At 35.9% G+C, this 20,271-nt stretch carries 21 protein-coding genes and 4 tRNA genes; 24 read left to right on the top strand and 1 reads right to left on the bottom strand.

The window, feature by feature from the left end; genetic code table 11:
• Positions 1-48: 48 nt before the first annotated feature.
• Both IEV41_RS17885 and IEV41_RS17880 read left to right on the top strand, forming a co-directional pair.
• Positions 49-810 carry a ParA family protein gene (locus tag IEV41_RS17885; protein WP_188389899.1) on the top strand — a complete coding sequence of 254 codons (762 nt, stop codon included), beginning with the start codon at positions 49-51 and terminating at the stop codon, positions 808-810.
• Complete coding sequence (locus IEV41_RS17880) at positions 803-1,654, top strand: ParB/RepB/Spo0J family partition protein (protein WP_188389875.1); 852 nt, start codon at positions 803-805, stop codon at positions 1,652-1,654. The genes IEV41_RS17885 and IEV41_RS17880 overlap by 8 nt, the downstream gene beginning before the upstream one ends.
• A 22-nt stretch (positions 1,655-1,676) precedes the next feature.
• Here IEV41_RS17880 and yyaC read toward each other — a convergent pair whose 3' ends face one another.
• Positions 1,677-2,276, bottom strand: coding sequence for a spore protease YyaC (yyaC, locus tag IEV41_RS17875; RefSeq protein WP_229722281.1), 600 nt, complete (start codon positions 2,274-2,276; stop codon positions 1,677-1,679).
• Positions 2,277-2,430: 154 nt separating this feature from the next.
• Here yyaC and IEV41_RS17870 point away from each other — a divergent pair, with 154 nt between their 5' ends.
• The 22 genes from IEV41_RS17870 to IEV41_RS17765 all read left to right on the top strand — a co-directional run bounded on the left by IEV41_RS17870 (position 2,431) and on the right by IEV41_RS17765 (position 20,239).
• A complete protein-coding gene (locus IEV41_RS17870) occupies positions 2,431-3,372 on the top strand; it encodes a mechanosensitive ion channel family protein (RefSeq protein ID WP_188389874.1) in 942 nt (313 codons plus the stop codon).
• A gap of 1 nt (position 3,373) precedes the next feature.
• Positions 3,374-3,571, top strand: coding sequence for a DUF951 domain-containing protein (locus tag IEV41_RS17865; RefSeq protein WP_188389873.1), 198 nt, complete (start codon positions 3,374-3,376; stop codon positions 3,569-3,571).
• A 147-nt stretch (positions 3,572-3,718) separates the two neighbouring features.
• Positions 3,719-4,819 (top strand): redox-regulated ATPase YchF, encoded by a 1,101-nt coding sequence (ychF, locus tag IEV41_RS17860; RefSeq protein ID WP_188389872.1) that lies wholly within the window; start codon positions 3,719-3,721, stop codon positions 4,817-4,819.
• Positions 4,820-5,100: 281 nt separating this feature from the next.
• Complete coding sequence (rpsF, locus tag IEV41_RS17855; RefSeq protein ID WP_188389871.1) at positions 5,101-5,388, top strand: 30S ribosomal protein S6; 288 nt, start codon at positions 5,101-5,103, stop codon at positions 5,386-5,388.
• Positions 5,389-5,430: 42 nt separating this feature from the next.
• Positions 5,431-5,946: a single-stranded DNA-binding protein gene (ssb, locus tag IEV41_RS17850; RefSeq protein ID WP_188389870.1), complete on the top strand. Its 516-nt coding sequence runs from the start codon at positions 5,431-5,433 to the stop codon at positions 5,944-5,946.
• Positions 5,947-6,010: 64 nt separating this feature from the next.
• On the top strand, positions 6,011-6,247 hold the full coding sequence (rpsR, locus tag IEV41_RS17845) for a 30S ribosomal protein S18 (protein WP_188389869.1): 237 nt from the start codon (positions 6,011-6,013) through the stop codon (positions 6,245-6,247).
• A gap of 399 nt (positions 6,248-6,646) precedes the next feature.
• Positions 6,647-8,614 carry a DHH family phosphoesterase gene (locus IEV41_RS17840; RefSeq protein ID WP_188389868.1) on the top strand — a complete coding sequence of 656 codons (1,968 nt, stop codon included), beginning with the start codon at positions 6,647-6,649 and terminating at the stop codon, positions 8,612-8,614.
• Complete coding sequence (gene rplI, locus IEV41_RS17835; RefSeq protein WP_188389867.1) at positions 8,611-9,057, top strand: 50S ribosomal protein L9; 447 nt, start codon at positions 8,611-8,613, stop codon at positions 9,055-9,057. The genes IEV41_RS17840 and rplI overlap by 4 nt, the downstream gene beginning before the upstream one ends.
• 25 nt (positions 9,058-9,082) lie before the next feature.
• Positions 9,083-10,447, top strand: coding sequence for a replicative DNA helicase (gene dnaB, locus IEV41_RS17830; protein ID WP_188389866.1), 1,365 nt, complete (start codon positions 9,083-9,085; stop codon positions 10,445-10,447).
• 183 nt (positions 10,448-10,630) lie between these two features.
• Complete coding sequence (locus IEV41_RS17825) at positions 10,631-11,920, top strand: adenylosuccinate synthase (protein ID WP_188389865.1); 1,290 nt, start codon at positions 10,631-10,633, stop codon at positions 11,918-11,920.
• A 163-nt stretch (positions 11,921-12,083) separates the two neighbouring features.
• A tRNA-Lys gene (locus tag IEV41_RS17820) sits at positions 12,084-12,159 on the top strand.
• A 15-nt stretch (positions 12,160-12,174) separates the two neighbouring features.
• Positions 12,175-12,246: transfer RNA gene (locus IEV41_RS17815), tRNA-Glu, on the top strand.
• A 25-nt stretch (positions 12,247-12,271) separates the two neighbouring features.
• Positions 12,272-12,347 (top strand) — tRNA-Asp (locus IEV41_RS17810).
• Positions 12,348-12,367: 20 nt separating this feature from the next.
• Positions 12,368-12,440: transfer RNA gene (locus IEV41_RS17805), tRNA-Phe, on the top strand.
• A gap of 179 nt (positions 12,441-12,619) precedes the next feature.
• Complete coding sequence (yycF, locus tag IEV41_RS17800; RefSeq protein ID WP_188389864.1) at positions 12,620-13,324, top strand: response regulator YycF; 705 nt, start codon at positions 12,620-12,622, stop codon at positions 13,322-13,324.
• 3 nt (positions 13,325-13,327) lie between these two features.
• Positions 13,328-15,175, top strand: a complete 1,848-nt coding sequence (gene walK, locus IEV41_RS17795; protein WP_188389863.1) for a cell wall metabolism sensor histidine kinase WalK — start codon at positions 13,328-13,330, stop codon at positions 15,173-15,175.
• A complete protein-coding gene (locus IEV41_RS17790) occupies positions 15,172-16,506 on the top strand; it encodes a YycH family regulatory protein (protein ID WP_188389862.1) in 1,335 nt (444 codons plus the stop codon). The genes walK and IEV41_RS17790 overlap by 4 nt, the downstream gene beginning before the upstream one ends.
• The gene (locus tag IEV41_RS17785; RefSeq protein WP_188389861.1) at positions 16,493-17,407 is read left to right on the top strand and encodes a two-component system regulatory protein YycI; all 915 of its coding nucleotides are present in this window, start codon (positions 16,493-16,495) and stop codon (positions 17,405-17,407) included. Before IEV41_RS17790 ends, IEV41_RS17785 begins: the two co-directional genes overlap by 14 nt.
• 48 nt (positions 17,408-17,455) lie before the next feature.
• The gene (gene yycJ / locus IEV41_RS17780; RefSeq protein ID WP_188389860.1) at positions 17,456-18,250 is read left to right on the top strand and encodes an exodeoxyribonuclease YycJ; all 795 of its coding nucleotides are present in this window, start codon (positions 17,456-17,458) and stop codon (positions 18,248-18,250) included.
• A 112-nt stretch (positions 18,251-18,362) separates the two neighbouring features.
• The gene (locus tag IEV41_RS17775) at positions 18,363-18,524 is read left to right on the top strand and encodes a CxxH/CxxC protein (protein WP_188389859.1); all 162 of its coding nucleotides are present in this window, start codon (positions 18,363-18,365) and stop codon (positions 18,522-18,524) included.
• Positions 18,525-18,607: 83 nt separating this feature from the next.
• Complete coding sequence (rlmH, locus tag IEV41_RS17770) at positions 18,608-19,087, top strand: 23S rRNA (pseudouridine(1915)-N(3))-methyltransferase RlmH (RefSeq protein ID WP_188389897.1); 480 nt, start codon at positions 18,608-18,610, stop codon at positions 19,085-19,087.
• 360 nt (positions 19,088-19,447) lie between these two features.
• Positions 19,448-20,239, top strand: coding sequence for an MBL fold metallo-hydrolase (locus tag IEV41_RS17765; protein ID WP_188389858.1), 792 nt, complete (start codon positions 19,448-19,450; stop codon positions 20,237-20,239).
• Positions 20,240-20,271: the final 32 nt, after the last annotated feature.

Genomic DNA, 20,271 nt, shown 5'->3' with positions numbered 1-20,271 from the left:
CCATGATAAAATAGGGAGTATATCATGACGGTAAAGGTAGGTGTAGACATGGCAAAGGTAATATCAATTGCGAATCAAAAAGGTGGAGTTGGAAAAACGACAACTTCAGTGAATTTAGGTGCGTGCCTTGCTCATTTAGGAAAAAAAGTATTGCTTGTTGATATAGATCCACAAGGAAATGCAACAAGTGGAGTGGGAATTGAAAAGGCAGATGTAGAAGAATGTATTTATGATGTGCTTGTAGAGGATGTATCAGCACACGAGATCATCCTTCCTACCGCACTTGAAAATTTATATGTGTTGCCAGCAACGATTCAATTAGCTGGTGCGGAAATTGAACTAGTTCCAACTATTTCACGAGAAATACGTTTAAAACGCGCATTAGATGCGATTAGAAGCGACTATGATTATGTTATCGTCGACTGTCCTCCTTCGTTAGGCTTGTTAACGATTAACTCACTAACCGCATCAGATTCTATTATTATTCCTGTTCAATGTGAATATTATGCGCTGGAAGGATTAAGTCAATTATTAAATACAGTACGACTTGTACAAAAACATTTAAATAAAAACTTAGAGATTCAAGGTGTCTTACTTACCATGTTAGATGCACGAACAAATCTAGGTATCCAAGTAATTGATGAAGTGAAAAAATATTTCCAAGATAGAGTATATCGTTCTATCATTCCTCGTAATGTTCGATTGAGTGAAGCGCCTAGCCATGGTAAACCGATTATTTCATATGATGTAAAGTCTAAGGGAGCAGAGTTATATTTAGAATTTGCTAAGGAAGTGATTAATAATGGCTAAAGGTCTTGGAAAAGGAATTAATGCGTTCTTTCCTGACTTAGAAGTACAAAGCGAAGATCTCGTGAAAGAGATAAAGTTAACTGAATTAAGACCTAATCCATATCAACCGCGTAAAGTATTTCAACAAGAAGCAATTGAAGAATTAAAACAATCCATTCTCATACACGGGGTTTTACAGCCTATTATTGTACGTAAAAGTATTAAAGGATATGAGATTGTCGTTGGTGAGCGAAGATTTCGTGCTTCAAAAGAGGCTGGATTAAAAACAATTCCTGCTGTAGCACGTAAATTAACAGAACAACAAATGATGGAATTAGCATTGTTAGAAAACTTGCAACGTGAAGATTTAACACCAATAGAAGAAGCAATTGCTTATGACAAGTTAATGAGTGAATTAGAGTTAACGCAAGAACAGTTAGCTAGTCGTTTAGGGAAAAGTCGCCCTCATATTGCTAACTATGTACGTCTACTAACATTGCCATCACGTGTACAAGAAATGATTACAACTAGTGAGTTGTCAATGGCACATGGTAGAACGTTATTAGGTGTGAAAAATAAAGAACATATTATGGCCATAGTAGAGAAAATTAAAAAAGAACAATTAAACGTAAGACAAGTGGAGCAACTTGTACAAGAATTGAATAAGAATGTTTCACGTGAAACATCCACACTGAAACAAAAGAAAAATATTTTCTATCAAGAATATGAAGATGTGTTGACGGAACGTTTCGGAACAGCTGTAACAATTAAAGAAAAGAATGAACGCGGAAAAATTGAAATTCAATTTTTCAATAAGGAAGATTTAAATCGTATTTTAGAATTATTAGATAAGCATGAAGAATAGACCATCCGTTTTGGTGAATGGTCTATTTTTTATCTATTCGAAATACGTCTTGTTGTAGTTCTATGTCTACTTTACGAATGCCACTTGCAATTACTTCCGCCATCTTCATAACGGTATTTAACCGTGTGTTTTGAAGGACGGCAAATTCCATGAAACCGCTAATGTTAACAGTGCCAGTAATGTGTATGTTGCCTACTTCTGGTAAATCTTTCTTTACCGCAGCACCTGGTTTTACAGGACCCTTTCCGATGGTAATATTTCCTATATTACGTATATTACCTAGGCAAGCATCAATTCCAATAATAAACGGATGATGAAATTTACTCTTGATATCTTCTACTGTTTCTACTAAATTAAGGGCATGTACAGGATTTTCTAATGTCCCGAATACATGGAAATTAGAAATGGATTTCTCTATTAGCTTCGTCCCAATTAAAGGGCCTAAACAGTCACCGGTTGAACGATCTGTACCGATACAGACAAGAACGAGAGGTTGTCCAACAAAAGGAGAGATAAATGCTTGAAGTGTTTCCTGAATGGTACGTGTCGCATTAATATTTTCATAATGAATGGCCGACATATCAAAGATTGGGAGTTTGAAACGGAAATTTCGTAGGTTCAATTTATACCTCCTACTATATAAAAGTAGTATTATAGTAAGCAGTATATGTAAAAAAACTTTTTTTATACATATATTGGATAAACATAAAATGACAAAAACGAACAAGCTAGTATAGAGGATACATGGTAAAGGAAGAAAAGGGGAGGATTGTGAGATGTTTAATCTTAGTAAGTACAATGATTTACAACTAACAACGGCACCAACTAGTTCGGTCATCGAGCAAACAAAAGATAAACTTTTTAGTGAAGGATTTTGGTTAGGATTAGGTGCAAAGCTATTAGATATTTTGATTGTTTTATTAATTGCTTTCATTGTAACGACGATTTTAAAGAAGGTTATTCGTAAGTTCTTTAAAATGAATAGTGGTGCAAATGAGAAATATGGAAATCAACGAACGCTAACGTTAATGAAGCTAGTAGAGAGTGTGCTTGTGTATGTGGTGAACTTTATTGTCATTATCGCATCATTAGAAGCATTGAATGTTCCAATTACATCTGTTCTTGCCGGGGCAGGGGTTGTTGGTTTAGCTGTAGGTTTCGGTGCACAAAACTTAGTCAAAGATATTATTACAGGATTCTTTATTTTGTTAGAAGATCAGTTTTCAGTAGGTGACTATGTTCGAATTGGTCAATTTGAAGGATTCATTCAAGAAATTGGTTTGCGAACAACACGTTTGAAAAGCTTTACAGGAGAAGTGCATATTTTACCGAATGGTTCAATTCTTTCTGTTACAAACTTCTCTCGTACGAATAGTGTAGCAATTGTAGATGTAAGTGTTTCCTATGAAAGTGATATTAAGTACGTAGAATCTGTTATTGAGGCACTATTAGAAGAGCTTCCACATAAATATGAAGACATGGTAGAGAAGCCTCAATTGTTAGGTGTTCAAATGTTCGGTGGTAGTGAAGTAGTTCTGCGTGTGACATCAGAAGTAAAGGCGATGAAGCATAATATTATTGCAAGGGATTTACGTAGAGAAATTAAAATGCGTCTTGATCAAAAAGGTATTGAAATTCCATATCCACATATGGTTTTCTTAAATAAACAAGCAGAGGTACCAATTGGAGAGGAACAAAAAGGGAGGGCTCGAGGCTAAGATGGAAGCAAAAGAATTTGGTCTACACGATGTTGTGGAAATGAAAAAAGCACATCCTTGTGGAGTAAATCGTTGGAAAATTATCCGAATGGGAATGGATGTCCGTATTAAATGCGAAGGATGCTCACATAGTGTTATGCTCCCGCGAAGAGAGTTCGCTCGTAAAATCAAGAAAGTACTTGTAAAGCATGAAGAATAAAGAAAATGGCTCCTATACTAAGGAGCCATTTTCTTTATATAAGCACAATGTAAGAAAGAAGAGAGTTACCTTCATATGTTGCACTTTTTCGTTAATCTCTCTATAATTGTGTAAGATTGAAGAGTATTCGTGAGGAGTGAAGAAAACATGGCTTTAACTGCTGGAATCGTTGGTTTACCGAACGTTGGAAAGTCAACATTATTTAATGCTATTACACAAGCAGGTGCTGAATCTGCAAACTATCCATTCTGTACAATTGAGCCGAACGTTGGAGTTGTAGCAGTTCCAGACGTACGATTAAATAAATTAACAGAACTTGTACAACCAAAAAAGACAGTTCCAACAACATTTGAATTTACAGATATCGCTGGAATTGTAAAAGGTGCAAGTAAAGGTGAAGGATTAGGGAATAAATTCCTTTCTCACATTCGTCAAGTAGACGCAATCTGTCAAGTAGTACGTTGTTTTGATGATGAGAATATTACACACGTAGATGGAAAAGTAGATCCACTTTCAGATATCGAAACAATTAACTTAGAGCTTATTTTAGCGGACTTAGAGTCAGTAGATAAGCGTATTGATCGCGTGGGTAAATTAGCGCGTCAAAAAGACAAAGAAGCAGTATATGAGCATGAAATTTTAGTGAAATTAAAAGAAGCATTTGAGAATAATATGCCTGCTCGTACGGTTGAATTTACAGAAGAGCAAATGCGCATTGTAAAAGGTCTACACCTACTAACAATTAAGCCAATGCTTTATGTAGCTAACGTGAGCGAGGAAGATGTATTGGATCCTTCTGATAATGAATATGTACAAAAAGTACGTGCATTTGCAGAAGAAGATAATGCAGAAGTAATTGTTGTATGTGCAAAAATCGAATCAGAAATTGCGGAATTAGACGAAGAAGAGAAGAAATCATTCTTAGAAGAATTAGGAATTGAAGAGTCTGGCTTAGATCAGTTAATTCGTGCGGCTTACTCATTGCTTGGACTAGCAACATATTTCACAGCTGGTGTACAAGAAGTACGTGCATGGACATTCCGCCAAGGCATGAAAGCACCACAATGTGCGGGTGTTATTCATACTGATTTCGAGCGTGGATTTATTCGTGCAGAAACAGTAGCATATGAAGACTTATTAGTTGCTGGTAATATGAATACAGCGAAAGAAGCTGGAAAAGTCCGTTTAGAAGGAAAAGAATACATCGTAAAAGATGGCGATGTTATGCACTTCCGCTTCAACGTATAAGATTATTATTTACTAAAAGAAGTATCTGTGTAGACAGATTAGGGTACTTTGTACATGGATATAATGAAGAAAAGAGGTGTATTTATAATACACCTCTTTTTGTATAAGGTGAAAAAACTATACTTAAATATTAATTTTAAAGTGACTATTAGAAGTGATTATGTGATTTTGTATACTTGCTTCCATCAAATCTCTATGATATAATCTAGACTCGTGAGTAATTAACATAATTGCTCCTTGCCCATTAAGGGCCGTTTAGTCCAAAAGGAGGTGACAGTGAGATGAGAAAGTACGAAGTTATGTACATCATTCGTCCGAACATTGAAGATGAAGCTAAGAAAGCATTAGTAGAGCGTTTCAACAACATTCTAACTGAACAAGGTGCTGAAATCACTGAAGTAAAAGAGTGGGGTAAGCGTCGTTTAGCTTACGAAATCAACGACTTCCGTGACGGTTTCTATATGTTAGTAGATGTTAATGCTAACCCAGAAGCGGTTCAAGAATTCGATCGTTTAGCAAAGATCAGCGAAGATATCATTCGCCACATCGTTGTTAAGAACGAAGCGTAAGACAAAAATAAGATATCCATTAAGTAAGGAGGAGAGGACCAAATGATTAACCGTGTTGTACTAGTTGGTCGATTAACGAAGGATCCAGAATTGAAGTATACACCAAGTGGTATTGCTGTAAGTCGTTTTACATTAGCTGTAAACCGTACATTTAGTAACCAACAAGGTGAGCGTGAAGCAGATTTTATTAACTGTGTTGTTTGGCGTAAACCAGCTGAAAACGTAGCGAACTATCTTAAGAAAGGTAGCTTAGCGGGCGTAGAAGGTCGTATTCAAACAAGTAGTTTTGAAGGACAAGATGGAAAGCGTGTATTCATGACAGAGGTAATCGCAGATAGCGTTCAATTCTTAGAGCCTAGAAATTCATCGGGTGGCGAGCAACGTGGTTCATCATTCAGTCCACCTCCTCAAGATTTCGGTGGGTATGGCCAAAGCCAGCCACAACGAAATCCATTTGAGGCGCCTGCAAACAATCAAGGTTTCTCTCGTGGAAACGAGGATCCTTTTGCGAATGCAGGGAAGACAATCGATATCTCGGATGATGACTTACCATTTTAATGGATAAATAGCGTATATAAATATAAGAACGATTAAAATACAAAACAGAGTGGAGGGAAATCAAATGGCTTTCGGACGTAAAGGTGGACGTGCTAAACGTCGTAAAGTTTGTTTCTTTACAGCTAACGGAATCAATCACATCGATTACAAAGATACAGATCTTTTAAAACGTTTTGTTTCTGAGCGTGGTAAAATCTTACCTCGTCGTGTGACTGGTACTAGCGCAAAATATCAACGTAAGTTAACGATTGCGATCAAACGCTCTCGTCAAATGGCTTTATTACCATACGTTGGTGAATAATGCAGGGGACACAGTAGAATTTATTCTACTGTGTTTTTTTATGTTTGAAAGGGATAGGACAGATATGCTTGTATAACCTATATCCAAGAAAGAACAAATAAATAAAGAAAAGTGTTGAGTAGTAATACAATATGATTCGTATTAATTGTAGGAAAGTTTTTTTAGAATCTTTGTATAGCTGCTCTTTTCCTTTGTAATAGACTACTAATAGCTAGCGTAAAAATAGATAGAGAACCAGGGGGAAGTATGAGCGCCCTTCTTCTACTTTTTGTTTTATGGTATGATAAGGAATACAAGCCATTTGTTTAGGGAAAGGTTTATGTACTATCATTATGTTTACAAGAAGAGAAAGTATTATACATTTTTATTTGTGAACAGTTTTTTCTGGGAGCTGACGATATGCCTAATTTTGATAAGAAGCACACGTTTCTTTCTTTTATAGTTGTATTGTCTGTCTTAGTCGCTGCTTTACTTATGTATACGATGCGTATAAATGTATGGGTAAGTAGTATCTTTTTTGTTATGTTCATTGTTTTCCTTTTCTTCTTTTGTCGTTATATGTGGCAATTTAGAAAAAAGATAGACTTATACATAACGAATATGCATGAGCGGATTGAGACGGTCAATACAGAAGTATTTACAGAAATGCCAATCGGAATTTTACTATTTAATAATGAATATGAGGTAGAATGGGCGAACCCTTATTTTACTTCATACTTTGAGAAAGATACCTTGATAGGTAGTCACTTATTCGATTTATCAGAAAACTTATTACCTTTTATTAAACAGGAAGCAAAAGATGATATTATTACAATTCGAAATCGTAAATTTAAAGTGACAATTAGGCGAAGTGAACGCTTAATGTATTTCTTCGATGTGACGGAACAAACGCAAATTGAGAAGTTATACGAGGAACAACGCACTGTAATCGCGGTTATTCTATTAGATAATTACGATGAGGTGACGCAAGGATTAGATGACCAAGCAAGAATGACGATGACAAGCTTAGTAACATCATCGTTAAACAAATGGGCTTTAGAAAATGGCCTATTTTTGAAACGAGCTGCATCTGACCGTTATTATGCTGTATTAGATGCGAGTATATTAGCACAGTTAGAGCAACGTAAATTTGGCATTTTAGATGAAGTAAGAGAACTAACAGGGAAGCAAGGGGTTCCTCTTACATTAAGTATTGGAATTGGAGCGGGTGATTACTCGTTACCAGAGCTTGGAACACTTGCCCAATCTAGTTTAGATTTGGCGCTAGGTCGAGGTGGAGATCAAGTGGCAATTAAACAAATGTCAGGGAAAGTGAAATTTTACGGAGGTAAAACAAACCCTGTCGAAAAACGTACACGAGTACGCGCAAGGGTTATCTCCCATGCATTGAAGGATTTAATTTTAGATAGCGATAAAGTACTAATTATGGGACACAAGTCTCCTGATATGGACGCTATCGGTGCTGCTATTGGAATTTTAAAGATAGCACAATTAAATCAAAAAGAAGGATATATTGTTATTGATGAGAAAGATTTAGATAAAGGTGTTAAACGCTTAATGGGAGAAATTAAGACAAATTCTTCGTTGTGGCAACATGTTATTCGTCCTGAGAAGGCGCTTGAGATGGTGAAAGAAGACACGTTACTCGTTATTGTCGATACGCATAAACCTTCCATGGTAATTGAAGAGAAATTGTTAAAGAAGATAGAAAATGTTATTGTTATTGATCATCATCGTCGTGGTGAAGAATTCATTGAAGATCCATTACTTGTGTATATGGAACCGTACGCATCTTCTACGTGTGAGCTAGTTACAGAATTACTGGAGTATCAGCCGAAGCGTTCAAAGCTCACAATGTTAGAATCAACAGCACTTCTAGCTGGAATTATTGTAGACACAAAGAGCTTTACGTTCCGAACGGGAGCAAGAACGTTTGACGCAGCTTCTTATTTACGTTCACACGGGGCAGATACAATTCTTGTTCAAAAGCTATTAAAGGAAGATTTAGAGAGTTATTTACAACGGGCAAGTTTAATGGAACATGCTTATTTCTATCGAGAAGGTATTGCGATTGCCAAGACAACAAATAGTGCATCGCAAGTACTTATCGCCCAAGCTGCAGACACATTGTTAACGATGACAGGTGTCGTTGCATCCTTCGTCATTGCCAAACGTGATGCAGGAAATATAAGCATTAGTAGTCGTTCATTAGGTGATGTGAACGTCCAGTTAATAATGGAGGCATTGAACGGTGGCGGTCACCTTACAAATGCAGCAACCCAAATAAGTGATATCTCAGTAGAAGAAGCAGAGCAGATGTTGCATACTGCTATTGATGAATATTTTGAAGGAGGAAGAAGAGGATGAAAGTTATTTTTCTAAAAGACGTAAAAGGTAGAGGGAAAAAAGGAGAAGTTAAAAACGTTGCAGATGGTTATGCACAAAACTTCTTAATTAAGCAAGGCTTAGCTGTAGAAGCTACAAATGGAAATGTAAAAGCGTTAGAAGGACAACAAAAATCTGTTGCGAAAGAAGCAGCATTAGAATTAGAGAACTGCAAGAAATTAAAAGAAAAATTAGAAACACTAACAATTGAATTAAAAGCAAAGTCTGGTGAAGGCGGTCGCCTATTTGGTTCAATTACAACGAAACAAATTGCAGATGAATTAAATAAAGTACACGGCATTAAAATTGATAAACGTAAATTCGAAATGGCAGACGCTATTCGTGCATTAGGATACCGTAATGTTCCTGTGAAATTACATCAAGAAGTAACAGCGACTGTTAAAGTACATGTTACAGAAATTTAAACAAAGGGTGTAAGGGGGAAATAAAATGAGTGACTTATTCGCTGATCGTACTCCTCCTCAAAATATTGAAGCGGAGCAGGCGGTACTAGGAGCGATTCTTTTAGAGCAAGAGGCACTAACCGTTGCTTCGGAAATTATTATTCCAGAAGACTTTTATCGAGCTGCTCATCAAAAGATTTATGAGACAATGCTTTCTCTTTCTGATAAGGGAGAGCCGGTTGATTTAGTAACTGTTATGTCTGAGTTATCGGATATTAATTTATTAGAAGATATCGGTGGTATTACGTACTTAAATGAGTTAGCTTCAGCTGTTCCGACAGCAGCTAACGTAGAGTATTATGCGAAAATTATTGAAGAGAAGTCTATTTTACGCCGTTTAATTCGCACTGCAACGAACATTGCAACGGATGGCTATGCACGTGAAGATGAAGTAGATGCATTGCTAAATGAAGCGGAGAAGAAAATTCTCGAAGTATCGCAAAAGAAAAATACGAGCGCGTTCCAAAATATTAAAGATGTTCTTGTCGAAGCATATGACAAAATTGAACAACTTCATCATCGAGAAGGTGAGACAACGGGTATTCCGACTGGCTTCACAGAGTTGGATAGAATGACAGCGGGATTTCAACGGAACGATTTAATTATTGTAGCTGCTCGTCCATCAGTAGGTAAGACTGCATTTGCTTTAAATATTGCACAGAACGTCGCTGTAAAAACAGACGAAAATGTCGCCATATTTAGTTTGGAGATGGGAGCCGATCAGCTTGTCATGCGTATGCTTTGTGCAGAAGGAAATATTAATGCCCAAAATTTACGTACAGGATCTTTAACTCCAGAAGAATGGGGAAAGTTAACAATGGCAATGGGGAGTCTATCTAATGCGGGTATTTATATTGATGATACCCCAGGTGTCAAAATTAATGATATCCGTGCAAAGTGCCGACGTTTACACCAAGAGTCGGGTCTAGGGATGATTTTAATTGATTACTTACAGCTTATTCAAGGAAGTGGGAAGAATGGAGAGAATCGCCAACAAGAAGTATCGGAAATCTCTCGCTCTTTAAAATCACTAGCCCGGGAATTAAAAGTACCTGTTATTGCATTATCACAGTTATCTCGTGGTGTAGAGCAACGTCAAGATAAGCGTCCAATGATGTCTGATATTCGTGAATCAGGAAGTATTGAGCAGGATGCGGATATCGTAGCTTTCTTATATCGTGAGGATTACTATGATAAAGAAACAGAGAATAAAAATATTATTGAAATTATTATCGCAAAACAACGTAACGGTCCGGTTGGAACAGTTCCACTTGCGTTTGTAAAAGAATTTAATAAATTCGTTAATTTAGAACGTCGTTTCGATGATAGTGATGCACCTCCTGGGGCATAATAAAAAGGCTTATGTAGAAGTAATCTACATAAGCCTTTTTTACATATGTAAGGAAAACGAATGAAAAGTTAGACACTTTCATAAATGTTCGTTTTTTATTGACTTTTTTCCTTGTTCTGATACACTATTAGATGGAAATCGTTTTAAAAAAATAAAAACGCAAATGTACGGAGGTGCTTTACTATGTCTTCAGTTGTTGTTGTTGGAACACAGTGGGGAGATGAGGGGAAAGGAAAGATTACAGATTTTCTTTCGAATCATGCAGAAGTAGTAGCAAGATATCAAGGTGGAAATAATGCGGGACATACAATTGTCTTCAATGGAGTAAAATATAAATTACATTTAATTCCTTCAGGGATTTTCTATAGCGACAAAATTTGTGTAATCGGTAATGGAATGGTAGTAGATCCAAAGGCTTTACTTACAGAATTAGAATATTTACATGAGCGCGGTGTATCAACAGATAATCTACGTATTAGTAATCGTGCGCACGTTATCTTACCTTATCACTTAAAGCAAGATCGTTTAGAAGAGGATGCAAAAGGTGATAATAAAATTGGTACAACATGTAAAGGTATTGGACCAGCTTACATGGATAAAGCAGCTCGTATGGGTATCCGTATGGCAGACTTACTTGATGAAGAAGAATTCTTCGCCAAAGTAAGAGCAAATGTAGAGGCGAAAAACCGTCTATTTGAAAAAATGTATGATGCAGAAGGATTCGATGCAGAAGAATTAGCAGCAGAATACTACGAATATGGACAACAAATTAAGAAATATATTTGTGACACATCTGTTGTATTAAATGATGCAATTGACGAAGGACGTCGTGTATTATTTGAAGGTGCGCAAGGTGTTATGTTAGATATCGACCAAGGTACGTATCCATTCGTGACATCATCGAATCCAGTTGCTGGTGGTGTAGCAATCGGTTCTGGTGTTGGTCCATCGAAAATTGATCGTGTAATTGGTGTATGTAAAGCATATACAACTCGTGTTGGAGAAGGTGCATTCCCAACAGAATTACATGATGAGATTGGTCACCAAATCCGTGAAGTAGGCCGTGAATACGGAACAACAACTGGTCGCCCACGTCGCGTTGGGTGGTTTGATAGTGTAGTTGTACGTCACGCTCGTCGTGTAAGTGGTATTACTGACTTATCATTAAACTCTATTGATGTATTAACAGGTATTGAAACGTTAAAAATTTGTGTTGCTTACAAGTACAACGGTGAAGTAATTAAAGAATTCCCTGCAAGCTTAAAACAATTATCACAATGTGAGCCTGTATATGAAGAGTTACCAGGTTGGACAGAAGATGTAACAGGTGTGAAAACATTAGATGAACTTCCTGCAAATGCACGACATTATGTAGAGCGTGTATCTCAACTAACAGGCGTACAAATTTCTGTATTCTCTGTAGGTCCAGATCGTAATCAAACGAATGTTATTCGTAACGTATACGGTGGATGATATAGTATAGAAAGAAAAGCTACTGATGGTATCATCAGTAGCTTTTTTTAATACACTGAAATTAGTCGGAAGAAGAAATTTAGCGAAAAGAACATTTTTTTGTAAAAAAGTATTGCAACAAGTAACGATGCTATGGTAAGATACTTCTTGTGTTCAAGAAAAAGAGCCATTAGCTCAGTCGGTAGAGCATCTGACTTTTAATCAGAGGGTCGAAGGTTCGAGTCCTTCATGGCTCACCATTTTTTTCTAAATATGGCCCGTTGGTCAAGCGGTTAAGACACCGCCCTTTCACGGCGGTAACACGGGTTCGAATCCCGTACGGGTCATCTTTTTCTTTACACAACATGTATAGGTCCCGTGGTGTAGCGGTTAACATGCCTGCCTGTCACGCAGGAGATCGCCGGTTCGATCCCGGTCGGGACCGCCATTTTTTTATATATAAATTTTGGCTCGGTAGCTCAGTCGGTAGAGCAGAGGACTGAAAATCCTCGTGTCGGCGGTTCGATTCCGTCCCGAGCCACTCAAAAAAAGATACCTTTATACGTGGTATCTTTTTTGTATTTTACAAATGATTTTGCTTCTTTTACAATAGAATATATACGATCCCTCTAGCAGAGATGCTAGAGGGTTTTGTTTAAACAATGTTATTTCTATCTAACGAAAATAAAAGATAGAAAAGCGAAAGGGTGAAAGTAACAGATGAATAAAAAGATTTTAGTTGTAGACGATGAAAAGCCAATTGCAGATATATTAAAGTTTAATCTTGAGAAAGAGGGATATGATATTACGTGTGTTTACGATGGTCAAGAAGCTATCGACAAGGTAAAGGAAGTACAGCCAGATTTAATCTTATTAGATATTATGTTGCCGCAAAAAGATGGACTGGAAGTATGTCGAGAAGTAAGAAAGAGTTTTGAAATTCCTATTATTATGTTAACGGCTAAAGACTCTGAATTAGATAAGGTTCTCGGATTAGAGATGGGTGCTGATGATTACGTGACAAAGCCATTTAGTACACGCGAGTTGTTAGCAAGGGTAAAAGCTAATTTAAGACGCCATCAACCAGTGGAAGTTGTAGATAAAGAAGTAGTAACTGAAATTCAAATAGGGGCAATCACAATTAATCCGAATGCGTATTTAGTGACGAAAAACGGTCAAACAATTGAGTTGACACATCGTGAATTTGAATTGCTACATTATTTAGCAAAGAACATTGGCCAAGTAATGACACGTGAGCACTTATTACAAACGGTTTGGGGATATGACTATTTTGGTGATGTACGTACAGTTGATGTAACGGTTCGACGTTTACGTGAAAAAATCGAGGATAATCCAAGCCATCCATTGTTAATTGTTACACGACGAGGTGTCGGATATTATCTTCGCGATCCGGAGCAAGAATAAAAAATGAAGAAAGTACGTTTTTTTCAATCGATCCATTTAAAATTTGTACTCACATATATTCTCTTAATAATGGTCGCTATGCAAATTATTGGGATGTATTTCGTAAATCAGTTAGAAGAAAGATTATTAACAAGTTTTACAACCTCCTTAAAAGATCGCGTAACGATTCTTAACTATAGTGTAAAGCAGGAATTAACGAAAGATCGAAGTAAGGATGATAAATCACCTCAAGGCCAAAGAACCGTTCAACAAGACTTAGAGCAACTACTCGTGACAGAATTTGAGAAGGAAAATATTACGGTGAAAGTAATTAATCCTAACGGAATCATTCTAGGGACTTCAGATGCTGAAAATCAAGAAATTGTTGATCAGCGTACAACGGACTTGTCTATTAATCGAATTATATTGGGCAATCCGATACAAGAAGAGAAGTTAGATCCGAAGACGAATGAACGCGTTCAAATTATGACATCTTTAATTAAAAATGATAATGACGAAACAATTGGAATTCTTTATGTATCAGCTTCCATGAAGGAAGTATATGATCAATTGAAACAAATTAATTTAATTTTTGCGACAGGGACAATGATTGCAATTGCTATTACGGTTGCGATTGGAATTCTCTTAGCAAGAGCTATTACAAGACCGATATCAGATATAAGAAAACAAGCGTTAGAGATGGCAAAAGGAAATTTCTCACGAAAAGTAAAAGTGTATGGAAATGATGAAATTGGACAGCTATCTCTTGCATTTAATAACTTATCAAAAAAACTACAGCAAGCACACGCTTCTACAGAGGGAGAACGTCGAAAATTAACATCTGTCCTTGCGCATATGACAGATGGTGTTATTGCTACAGATCGAAAAGGACGAATTATTCTATTAAATGACCCTGCTGAAGAAATGCTGAATGTTTCACGTGAAACAGCGTTAAATGAATTTATCTTATCTATTTTAGACTTAGAGGATAAAGAAGGGTATTCGTTAGAAAGTTTGTTTAACGAACCTGATGATGTATTATTAGATTTTAGCACGCGTAATAAACCATATATATTACGAGCAAGCTTCTCTGTTATCCAAAAAGAAACAGGAAAAATTAACGGACTAATTATTGTTTTATATGATGTAACAGAACAAGAGAAAATCGAACAAGAACGACGTGAGTTTGTTGCGAATGTATCTCATGAATTACGTACGCCGTTAACGACAATGCGCAGTTATTTAGAAGCATTAGGGGACGGAGCGTGGAAAGATGAGAACCTTGCACCGAATTTCTTAGCTGTTACACAAGAGGAAACAGAGCGAATGATTCGTCTTGTAAATGACTTGCTCCAATTATCGAAATTAGATGCGACAGATTATCGCCTTATGAAAGAGTTCGTAAACTTTACAGACTTCTTTAATCGTATTATTGATCGTTTTGAGATGTCTAAAGAGCAAAATGTTGTTTTTAATCGTAAGTTCTCGAAACAAGCAAGATTTGTTGAAATCGACGAAGATAAAGTTACGCAAGTACTATATAACATTATTTCTAATGCATTAAAATATTCTCCAGAAGGTGGAACGATTACGTATCGTTTGAAAGAACGAGGAAACATGCTCGAAGTAAGCATTAGTGATCAAGGTGTGGGAATTCCAAAAGATAACTTATTAAAAATCTTTGATCGTTTCTATCGTGTCGACAAAGCACGTACACGTAAGTTAGGTGGAACAGGGCTTGGTCTTGCTATTGCCAAGGAAATGATTCACGCTCATGGTGGCCGTATTTGGGCGACAAGTGAGGAAGGAAAGGGCACAACCATTTACTTTACACTCCCGATGGAAAGTGTCCAAGAGGATGAATGGATATGAATTTAGAAAAGTTTAAATCGATTTTATTAACAAATTTAGTGATTATTAGTATCTTCTTAACATGGAATTTGTGGACATACCAGACAGATTTAGAAAAAGCAACAGAAGATATATCCAAGGTAAAGGAAACGGATATGAAGAAAGAGGCGGATGTAATCCAGCCACATCAAGTTGCCTATCATATAAATGGAAAACATTATGTTAGTGATAAAAGAGAAAATATTGACTCGGTGAATCAATTATTAATGAACGGAGAGTTTGAAGAGGTAAAAGATATTTCCAATGATTTGGGGAAAACACCATTTAATTCGTATATAAATGGTTCTGATAAAATAGAGCTTGTTTTTTCTGCTGAAATACCGATGGAGATTGTGGGGAAAATTTACGACATAAAGAGTAGCAAAGAGACTAATATTGATCGTATTGTAATTGATTCAGTAAGAAATTCAGGAGAGGCGTACAAAGTATACTTTATTTCTTATAACGAGAAAAAAATATTGAGAGCAATGTTTTCATCAGAATTAGAAAATACGTTTAAATATGTACAAGATTACTTTCCGTCCAATGTGGATGAACACATTGAATATGAGCTCCACGGCGAAGATAAGAAAATGGTCTATTTACCTGTAAAAGAGCGAAAACTAGATAAATACTATGTGAATTTAGAACCAGTACACGTAAACCGTTTTGCAGGTGCGTTATTTCAAGGAAGACCATATAAAAAACTCAATGGAAAAGACAGTACAACATTTACAGATGGAACACAGATTTTACAAGTAGACAAAGAGAATCGAAGCTTCTTTTTCCTAGATAATACGATTATAAATGGACCTAAATTAGCAGGTAGTGCGCTTCTTCATAAAAGTATCGAATTTACGAGTGTACATGAAGGTTGGTTAGATGAAGGGTATTTCTTTGATGAATGGAATCCAGATATAGGGGAGACAACGTTCCGTTTATTTATAGAAAAATCTATCCCATTATTCACAAGTACAACAATTACACAACAATTCAGTAAAGACGACATTATTTTATATAAGAGTCCTCTTTATACACTAAGTAAAAATCCAGGGCATGAAGAGACATTGCCGAGCGGTGAAACATTTATAAAATCATTAAAGAATAATCCGGAAGTTGATTTTGAGTCTGTGCAAGATATTCGAATTGGATATGAAATGACTCAGAAAGAAGCTGTAAACATTGATGTAGATGGAACAACGGTACTTGAGTTAAAACCGTGTTGGGTATTTAAATACCCTGCTAAAAATAATCCAACAAAGATGGTGTATTACAAGTTAGGCGAAGGGGGGAAATTGGATGGATTGGAGTAAAATAAAAACAATCTTTATCATTACCTTCCTTATATTAAATACGCTTCTTGCACAGGAGTTTTTATCTCGTCGTGAAAAAAGTCAGTTAGACCATATTACGAAACAAACTGTTGAAGAGTTATTAAAAGACAGCGAGATTACGTATAACGACAATATTATTTCTAAAGAGCCTAGTAACTTGAAGGAATTTAAAGCGACACCAAAGCAATTTAAAGAGAGTGATGTGGAGTTATTAGAGAATCAACAGGCAAAATTGGTTGAATCAGATAAAACAAGAATTATAAGTAAACTGGAACAACCAATAGAAATTGATGGGAAATCTAAACTCCAGTTAACAACATTCTTCAAAGAATTTGCTAAGAAACATATTTATAAAGGTGAAGAATATGTTTATTGGAAAGAAGAGAAGGATGAAAAAGACTCTCGAGGTAAAATCTATCTTGTTCAAACGAAAAATGGAGAAGAAATATATAATAACTCGGATGCAATGGTTGTTGTTTTTTATGATGAGAATCGATATATTACTAATTATACGCAAACGATGGTCGAAATGGATGAAGATTTTGAGGAATTTGAGGGAAAAAAACAAATATCAGCGTTCAAAGCGTTAGAAACCTTAGTTGTAGGGAATATTATAAAATCTAAAAGTACAATTGTATCGGTAGATTCAGGTTATTATCGATCGTTTAGAGATAAAGACCTGCAAATTATAGGACCTGTTTGGTATTTTGTATTGGAAGATAAATCAGAGTTCTACGTCCATGCAATTAGTGGACAACATATTAAAGTAATGAAAAATCCATTAGATGAATCTAATAGTCAGCTGAGTATATTAGAGAAGAAACAAGATGATATTCTGGATGCCGAGGATATAGTAGCTGAGAAAAAAAGAAATCATTAAAGTTACAGGTATATAACTATGGAGAGAAAGATAATTGGAGTGAACAAAATGAATTTGCATTTTAGTGTACTCGCGAGTGGGAGTACCGGAAATGCTTTGTATGTAGGAACAGAGAAAGAAAAACTGTTAGTAGATGCAGGGCTAAGTGGAAAAGCAATGGAATCTCTCTTTAACGAAGTTGGAGAGGAGATAAAGAATCTTTCTGGTATATTGGTTACACATGAGCATAGTGATCATATTAAAGGCGTAGGGATTTTAGCTAGGAAGTATAAACTACCGATTTATGCAAATGAGAAAACGTGGCGTGCAATGGAGCCATTAATTGGTGAGGTAAGCACAGATCAGAAGTTTATTTTTGATACAGGAACAGTGAAAACATTTGGGGATATAGATGTTGAATCATTTGGTGTATCACATGATGCAGCAGAGCCGATGTTCTATATTTTTCATCAACAAGGGAAGAAGCTTGTTCATATTACAGACACAGGATATGTGAGCGATAGAATGAAAGGTGTTATTCAACATGCCGATGCCTATGTGTTTGAAAGTAATCATGATGTCGAGATGCTTCGAATGGGAAGATATCCTTGGAACATTAAACGTCGAATATTAGGTGATTTTGGTCACGTTTCGAATGAAGATGCAGCTCTTGCAATGGCAGATGTTATTGGAGACCAGACGAAAGGGATTTATTTAGCCCATTTAAGCCAAGATAACAACATGAAAGAACTTGCAAGACTAACTGTTTCCCAAACATTAGAAAAGAAAGGCTTGGCAGTTGGACAAGCCTTTCATATATACGATACAGATCCTAAAGTGCCAACAAAGATGCATTACTTATAATTAATAGTAGTACAAAGTATGATAAAACAGGAGACATTTTTCTCCTGTTTTATCATTTTTAACTTAATTGGGAAAAGTAAGAAAGAGTAAGAAATGAAGGAGAGAAATAGTCATGAAAATTACATGTTGCATGGAACACGTTGAATTAGCGTTAGATATCATTGTGGATGAGTATGAGTGTGCACCAATTATCCACAATGTCGAAGATGAACAAAATATAGCGAAAGCCTGTGAATATTGTCAAAATGAAGCTGTATATATTGTATCTACATAAAGAATAATATCCATATATAGATCTGGTTTGTGGATATGTGGATAACTTCTGTGGATAATATGTTTGTAAAGTGGGGAAGACTTGTGAATATCTCAATTATTTCAATTGGAAAACTAAAAGAAAAGTATTTAAAACAAGGTATCGACGAATATTTAAAGCGCTTATCTGCTTACGCAAAGGTCGAAATTATTGAATTATCCGATGAAAAAGCACCTGAAAATTTAAGTAATGCCGATATGGAGATTGTGAAAGATAAAGAAGGAAAACGAATATTAGATAAACTATCAGATGATACGCACGTAATTGCTTTGGCTATTGAAGGGAAGCAAAAGCCATCTGAGGAATTTGCAGCAAATCTAGATCGTCTAGCTACATATGGGAAAAGCAAAGTAGCATTCGTTATTGGTGGATCTCTAGGGTTAAGTAAAGATGTGATGAAGCGATCGAATGAGTCATTATCGTTTTCGAAGATGACATTCCCTCACCCGCTTATGCGTTTAGTATTAGTAGAGCAGATTTACCGTGCATTCCGTATTAATCGTGGAGAACCGTACCATAAGTAAATGTTTTTTTAACTTAATAGATGAAAAGGTATGTGAACAGAGTTGTTTTGCATACCTTTTTTGATGAGAGAGATTCTACAAAGGTATGTCGATATAAGTTACCTTCTCTTTGAAAGATAATAGTCGATATGCTTTTTTTATTCAAAAACAAAATTATCCTTATATTATAAATGCCTAGGCCATTGACTACTCGGCGCAGGCATCAAGAATTCAGTTACTTACTGATGCAATTCTATTTTTCCTAAAGAAGGAATTTATCGATAATTATCGAATTTTTTAATTTAAGATATTCTAGTTTTAATCAGCGTACAGACTAACTTTAAAATACTACTTATTTTAGTGGAGACAGGAAGGGCCATAATGATTCAATTTCAGAAAGATAATCTTACAGTTTTTCAAAGTGAGCTATATATGACTACTACAGCGATTATTCAAACTAATGAAGCCATAATTATGACAGACCCTAATTGGTTACCTAGCGAAATTGAAGTAATTAAGGAATACATACACAACGTTAAAGGTGATAAACAACTATATATTATTTATACGCATAGCGATTTTGACCATATTATTGGGTCAGGTGCCTTCCCAGAAGCTAAGGTAATTGCATCTAAACAATTTGATGAAAATCCAAAAAAAGAAGAAAGTATTCAAAAAATGAAACAATTTGACCAACGATATTATTTGTATAGAAACTATCAACCCGTATATCCAATAGTAGATATTGTCGTTTCAGAGGATGGATATACATTAGAACTAGATTCGATAACGATGACCTTTTACCAAGCACCCGATCATACGAATGATGGTTTATTTACAGTGATTGAGCCTTATGGTCTATTTCTTTCTGGAGATTATCTTTCTGATATTGAGTTTCCGTTCATCTTTAGCAGTTATGAAGACTATGTAAATACAATTAATAAAGCTGAAAGTATTCTGCTTAACCATAAAATAACGACTCACATACCTGGGCATGGTTCGACAACACAGAATCAGCAGGAAATTCAAAAAAGGGTAGAGTGTTCAAAGTATTACTTAACACAGCTCCCACATGATACTGGAGAGTTAGAAAAATATTTAAGTAGGAAATATCCATTTTTTGAAGGAATGAAAAGCATTCATATTGATAATAAAGAGATGGTAATCAAATAGGAAATACGGAAAAGAAGTTCCCCACGAGAGAT

This window comes from Priestia taiwanensis (genome assembly GCF_014638355.1).
Taxonomy (GTDB): Bacteria; Bacillota; Bacilli; order Bacillales; family Bacillaceae_G; genus Priestia_D; species Priestia_D taiwanensis.
This window is presented reverse-complemented; position numbering and strand designations above follow the sequence as displayed.

Coding starts and splice junctions, on each gene's coding strand:
- rpsR (WP_188389869.1), top strand. CDS start 6,011: ATGGCTTTCGGACGTAAAGGTGGACGTGCTAAACGTCGTAAAGTTTGT.
- IEV41_RS17785 (WP_188389861.1), top strand. CDS start 16,493: ATGGATTGGAGTAAAATAAAAACAATCTTTATCATTACCTTCCTTATA.
- ssb (WP_188389870.1), top strand. CDS start 5,431: ATGATTAACCGTGTTGTACTAGTTGGTCGATTAACGAAGGATCCAGAA.
- IEV41_RS17840 (WP_188389868.1), top strand. CDS start 6,647: ATGCCTAATTTTGATAAGAAGCACACGTTTCTTTCTTTTATAGTTGTA.
- IEV41_RS17825 (WP_188389865.1), top strand. CDS start 10,631: ATGTCTTCAGTTGTTGTTGTTGGAACACAGTGGGGAGATGAGGGGAAA.
- IEV41_RS17775 (WP_188389859.1), top strand. CDS start 18,363: ATGAAAATTACATGTTGCATGGAACACGTTGAATTAGCGTTAGATATC.
- yycJ (WP_188389860.1), top strand. CDS start 17,456: ATGAATTTGCATTTTAGTGTACTCGCGAGTGGGAGTACCGGAAATGCT.
- IEV41_RS17885 (WP_188389899.1), top strand. CDS start 49: ATGGCAAAGGTAATATCAATTGCGAATCAAAAAGGTGGAGTTGGAAAA.
- yycF (WP_188389864.1), top strand. CDS start 12,620: ATGAATAAAAAGATTTTAGTTGTAGACGATGAAAAGCCAATTGCAGAT.
- ychF (WP_188389872.1), top strand. CDS start 3,719: ATGGCTTTAACTGCTGGAATCGTTGGTTTACCGAACGTTGGAAAGTCA.
- IEV41_RS17790 (WP_188389862.1), top strand. CDS start 15,172: ATGAATTTAGAAAAGTTTAAATCGATTTTATTAACAAATTTAGTGATT.
- rpsF (WP_188389871.1), top strand. CDS start 5,101: ATGAGAAAGTACGAAGTTATGTACATCATTCGTCCGAACATTGAAGAT.
- dnaB (WP_188389866.1), top strand. CDS start 9,083: ATGAGTGACTTATTCGCTGATCGTACTCCTCCTCAAAATATTGAAGCG.
- walK (WP_188389863.1), top strand. CDS start 13,328: ATGAAGAAAGTACGTTTTTTTCAATCGATCCATTTAAAATTTGTACTC.
- IEV41_RS17765 (WP_188389858.1), top strand. CDS start 19,448: ATGATTCAATTTCAGAAAGATAATCTTACAGTTTTTCAAAGTGAGCTA.
- IEV41_RS17880 (WP_188389875.1), top strand. CDS start 803: ATGGCTAAAGGTCTTGGAAAAGGAATTAATGCGTTCTTTCCTGACTTA.
- IEV41_RS17870 (WP_188389874.1), top strand. CDS start 2,431: ATGTTTAATCTTAGTAAGTACAATGATTTACAACTAACAACGGCACCA.
- rplI (WP_188389867.1), top strand. CDS start 8,611: ATGAAAGTTATTTTTCTAAAAGACGTAAAAGGTAGAGGGAAAAAAGGA.
- IEV41_RS17865 (WP_188389873.1), top strand. CDS start 3,374: ATGGAAGCAAAAGAATTTGGTCTACACGATGTTGTGGAAATGAAAAAA.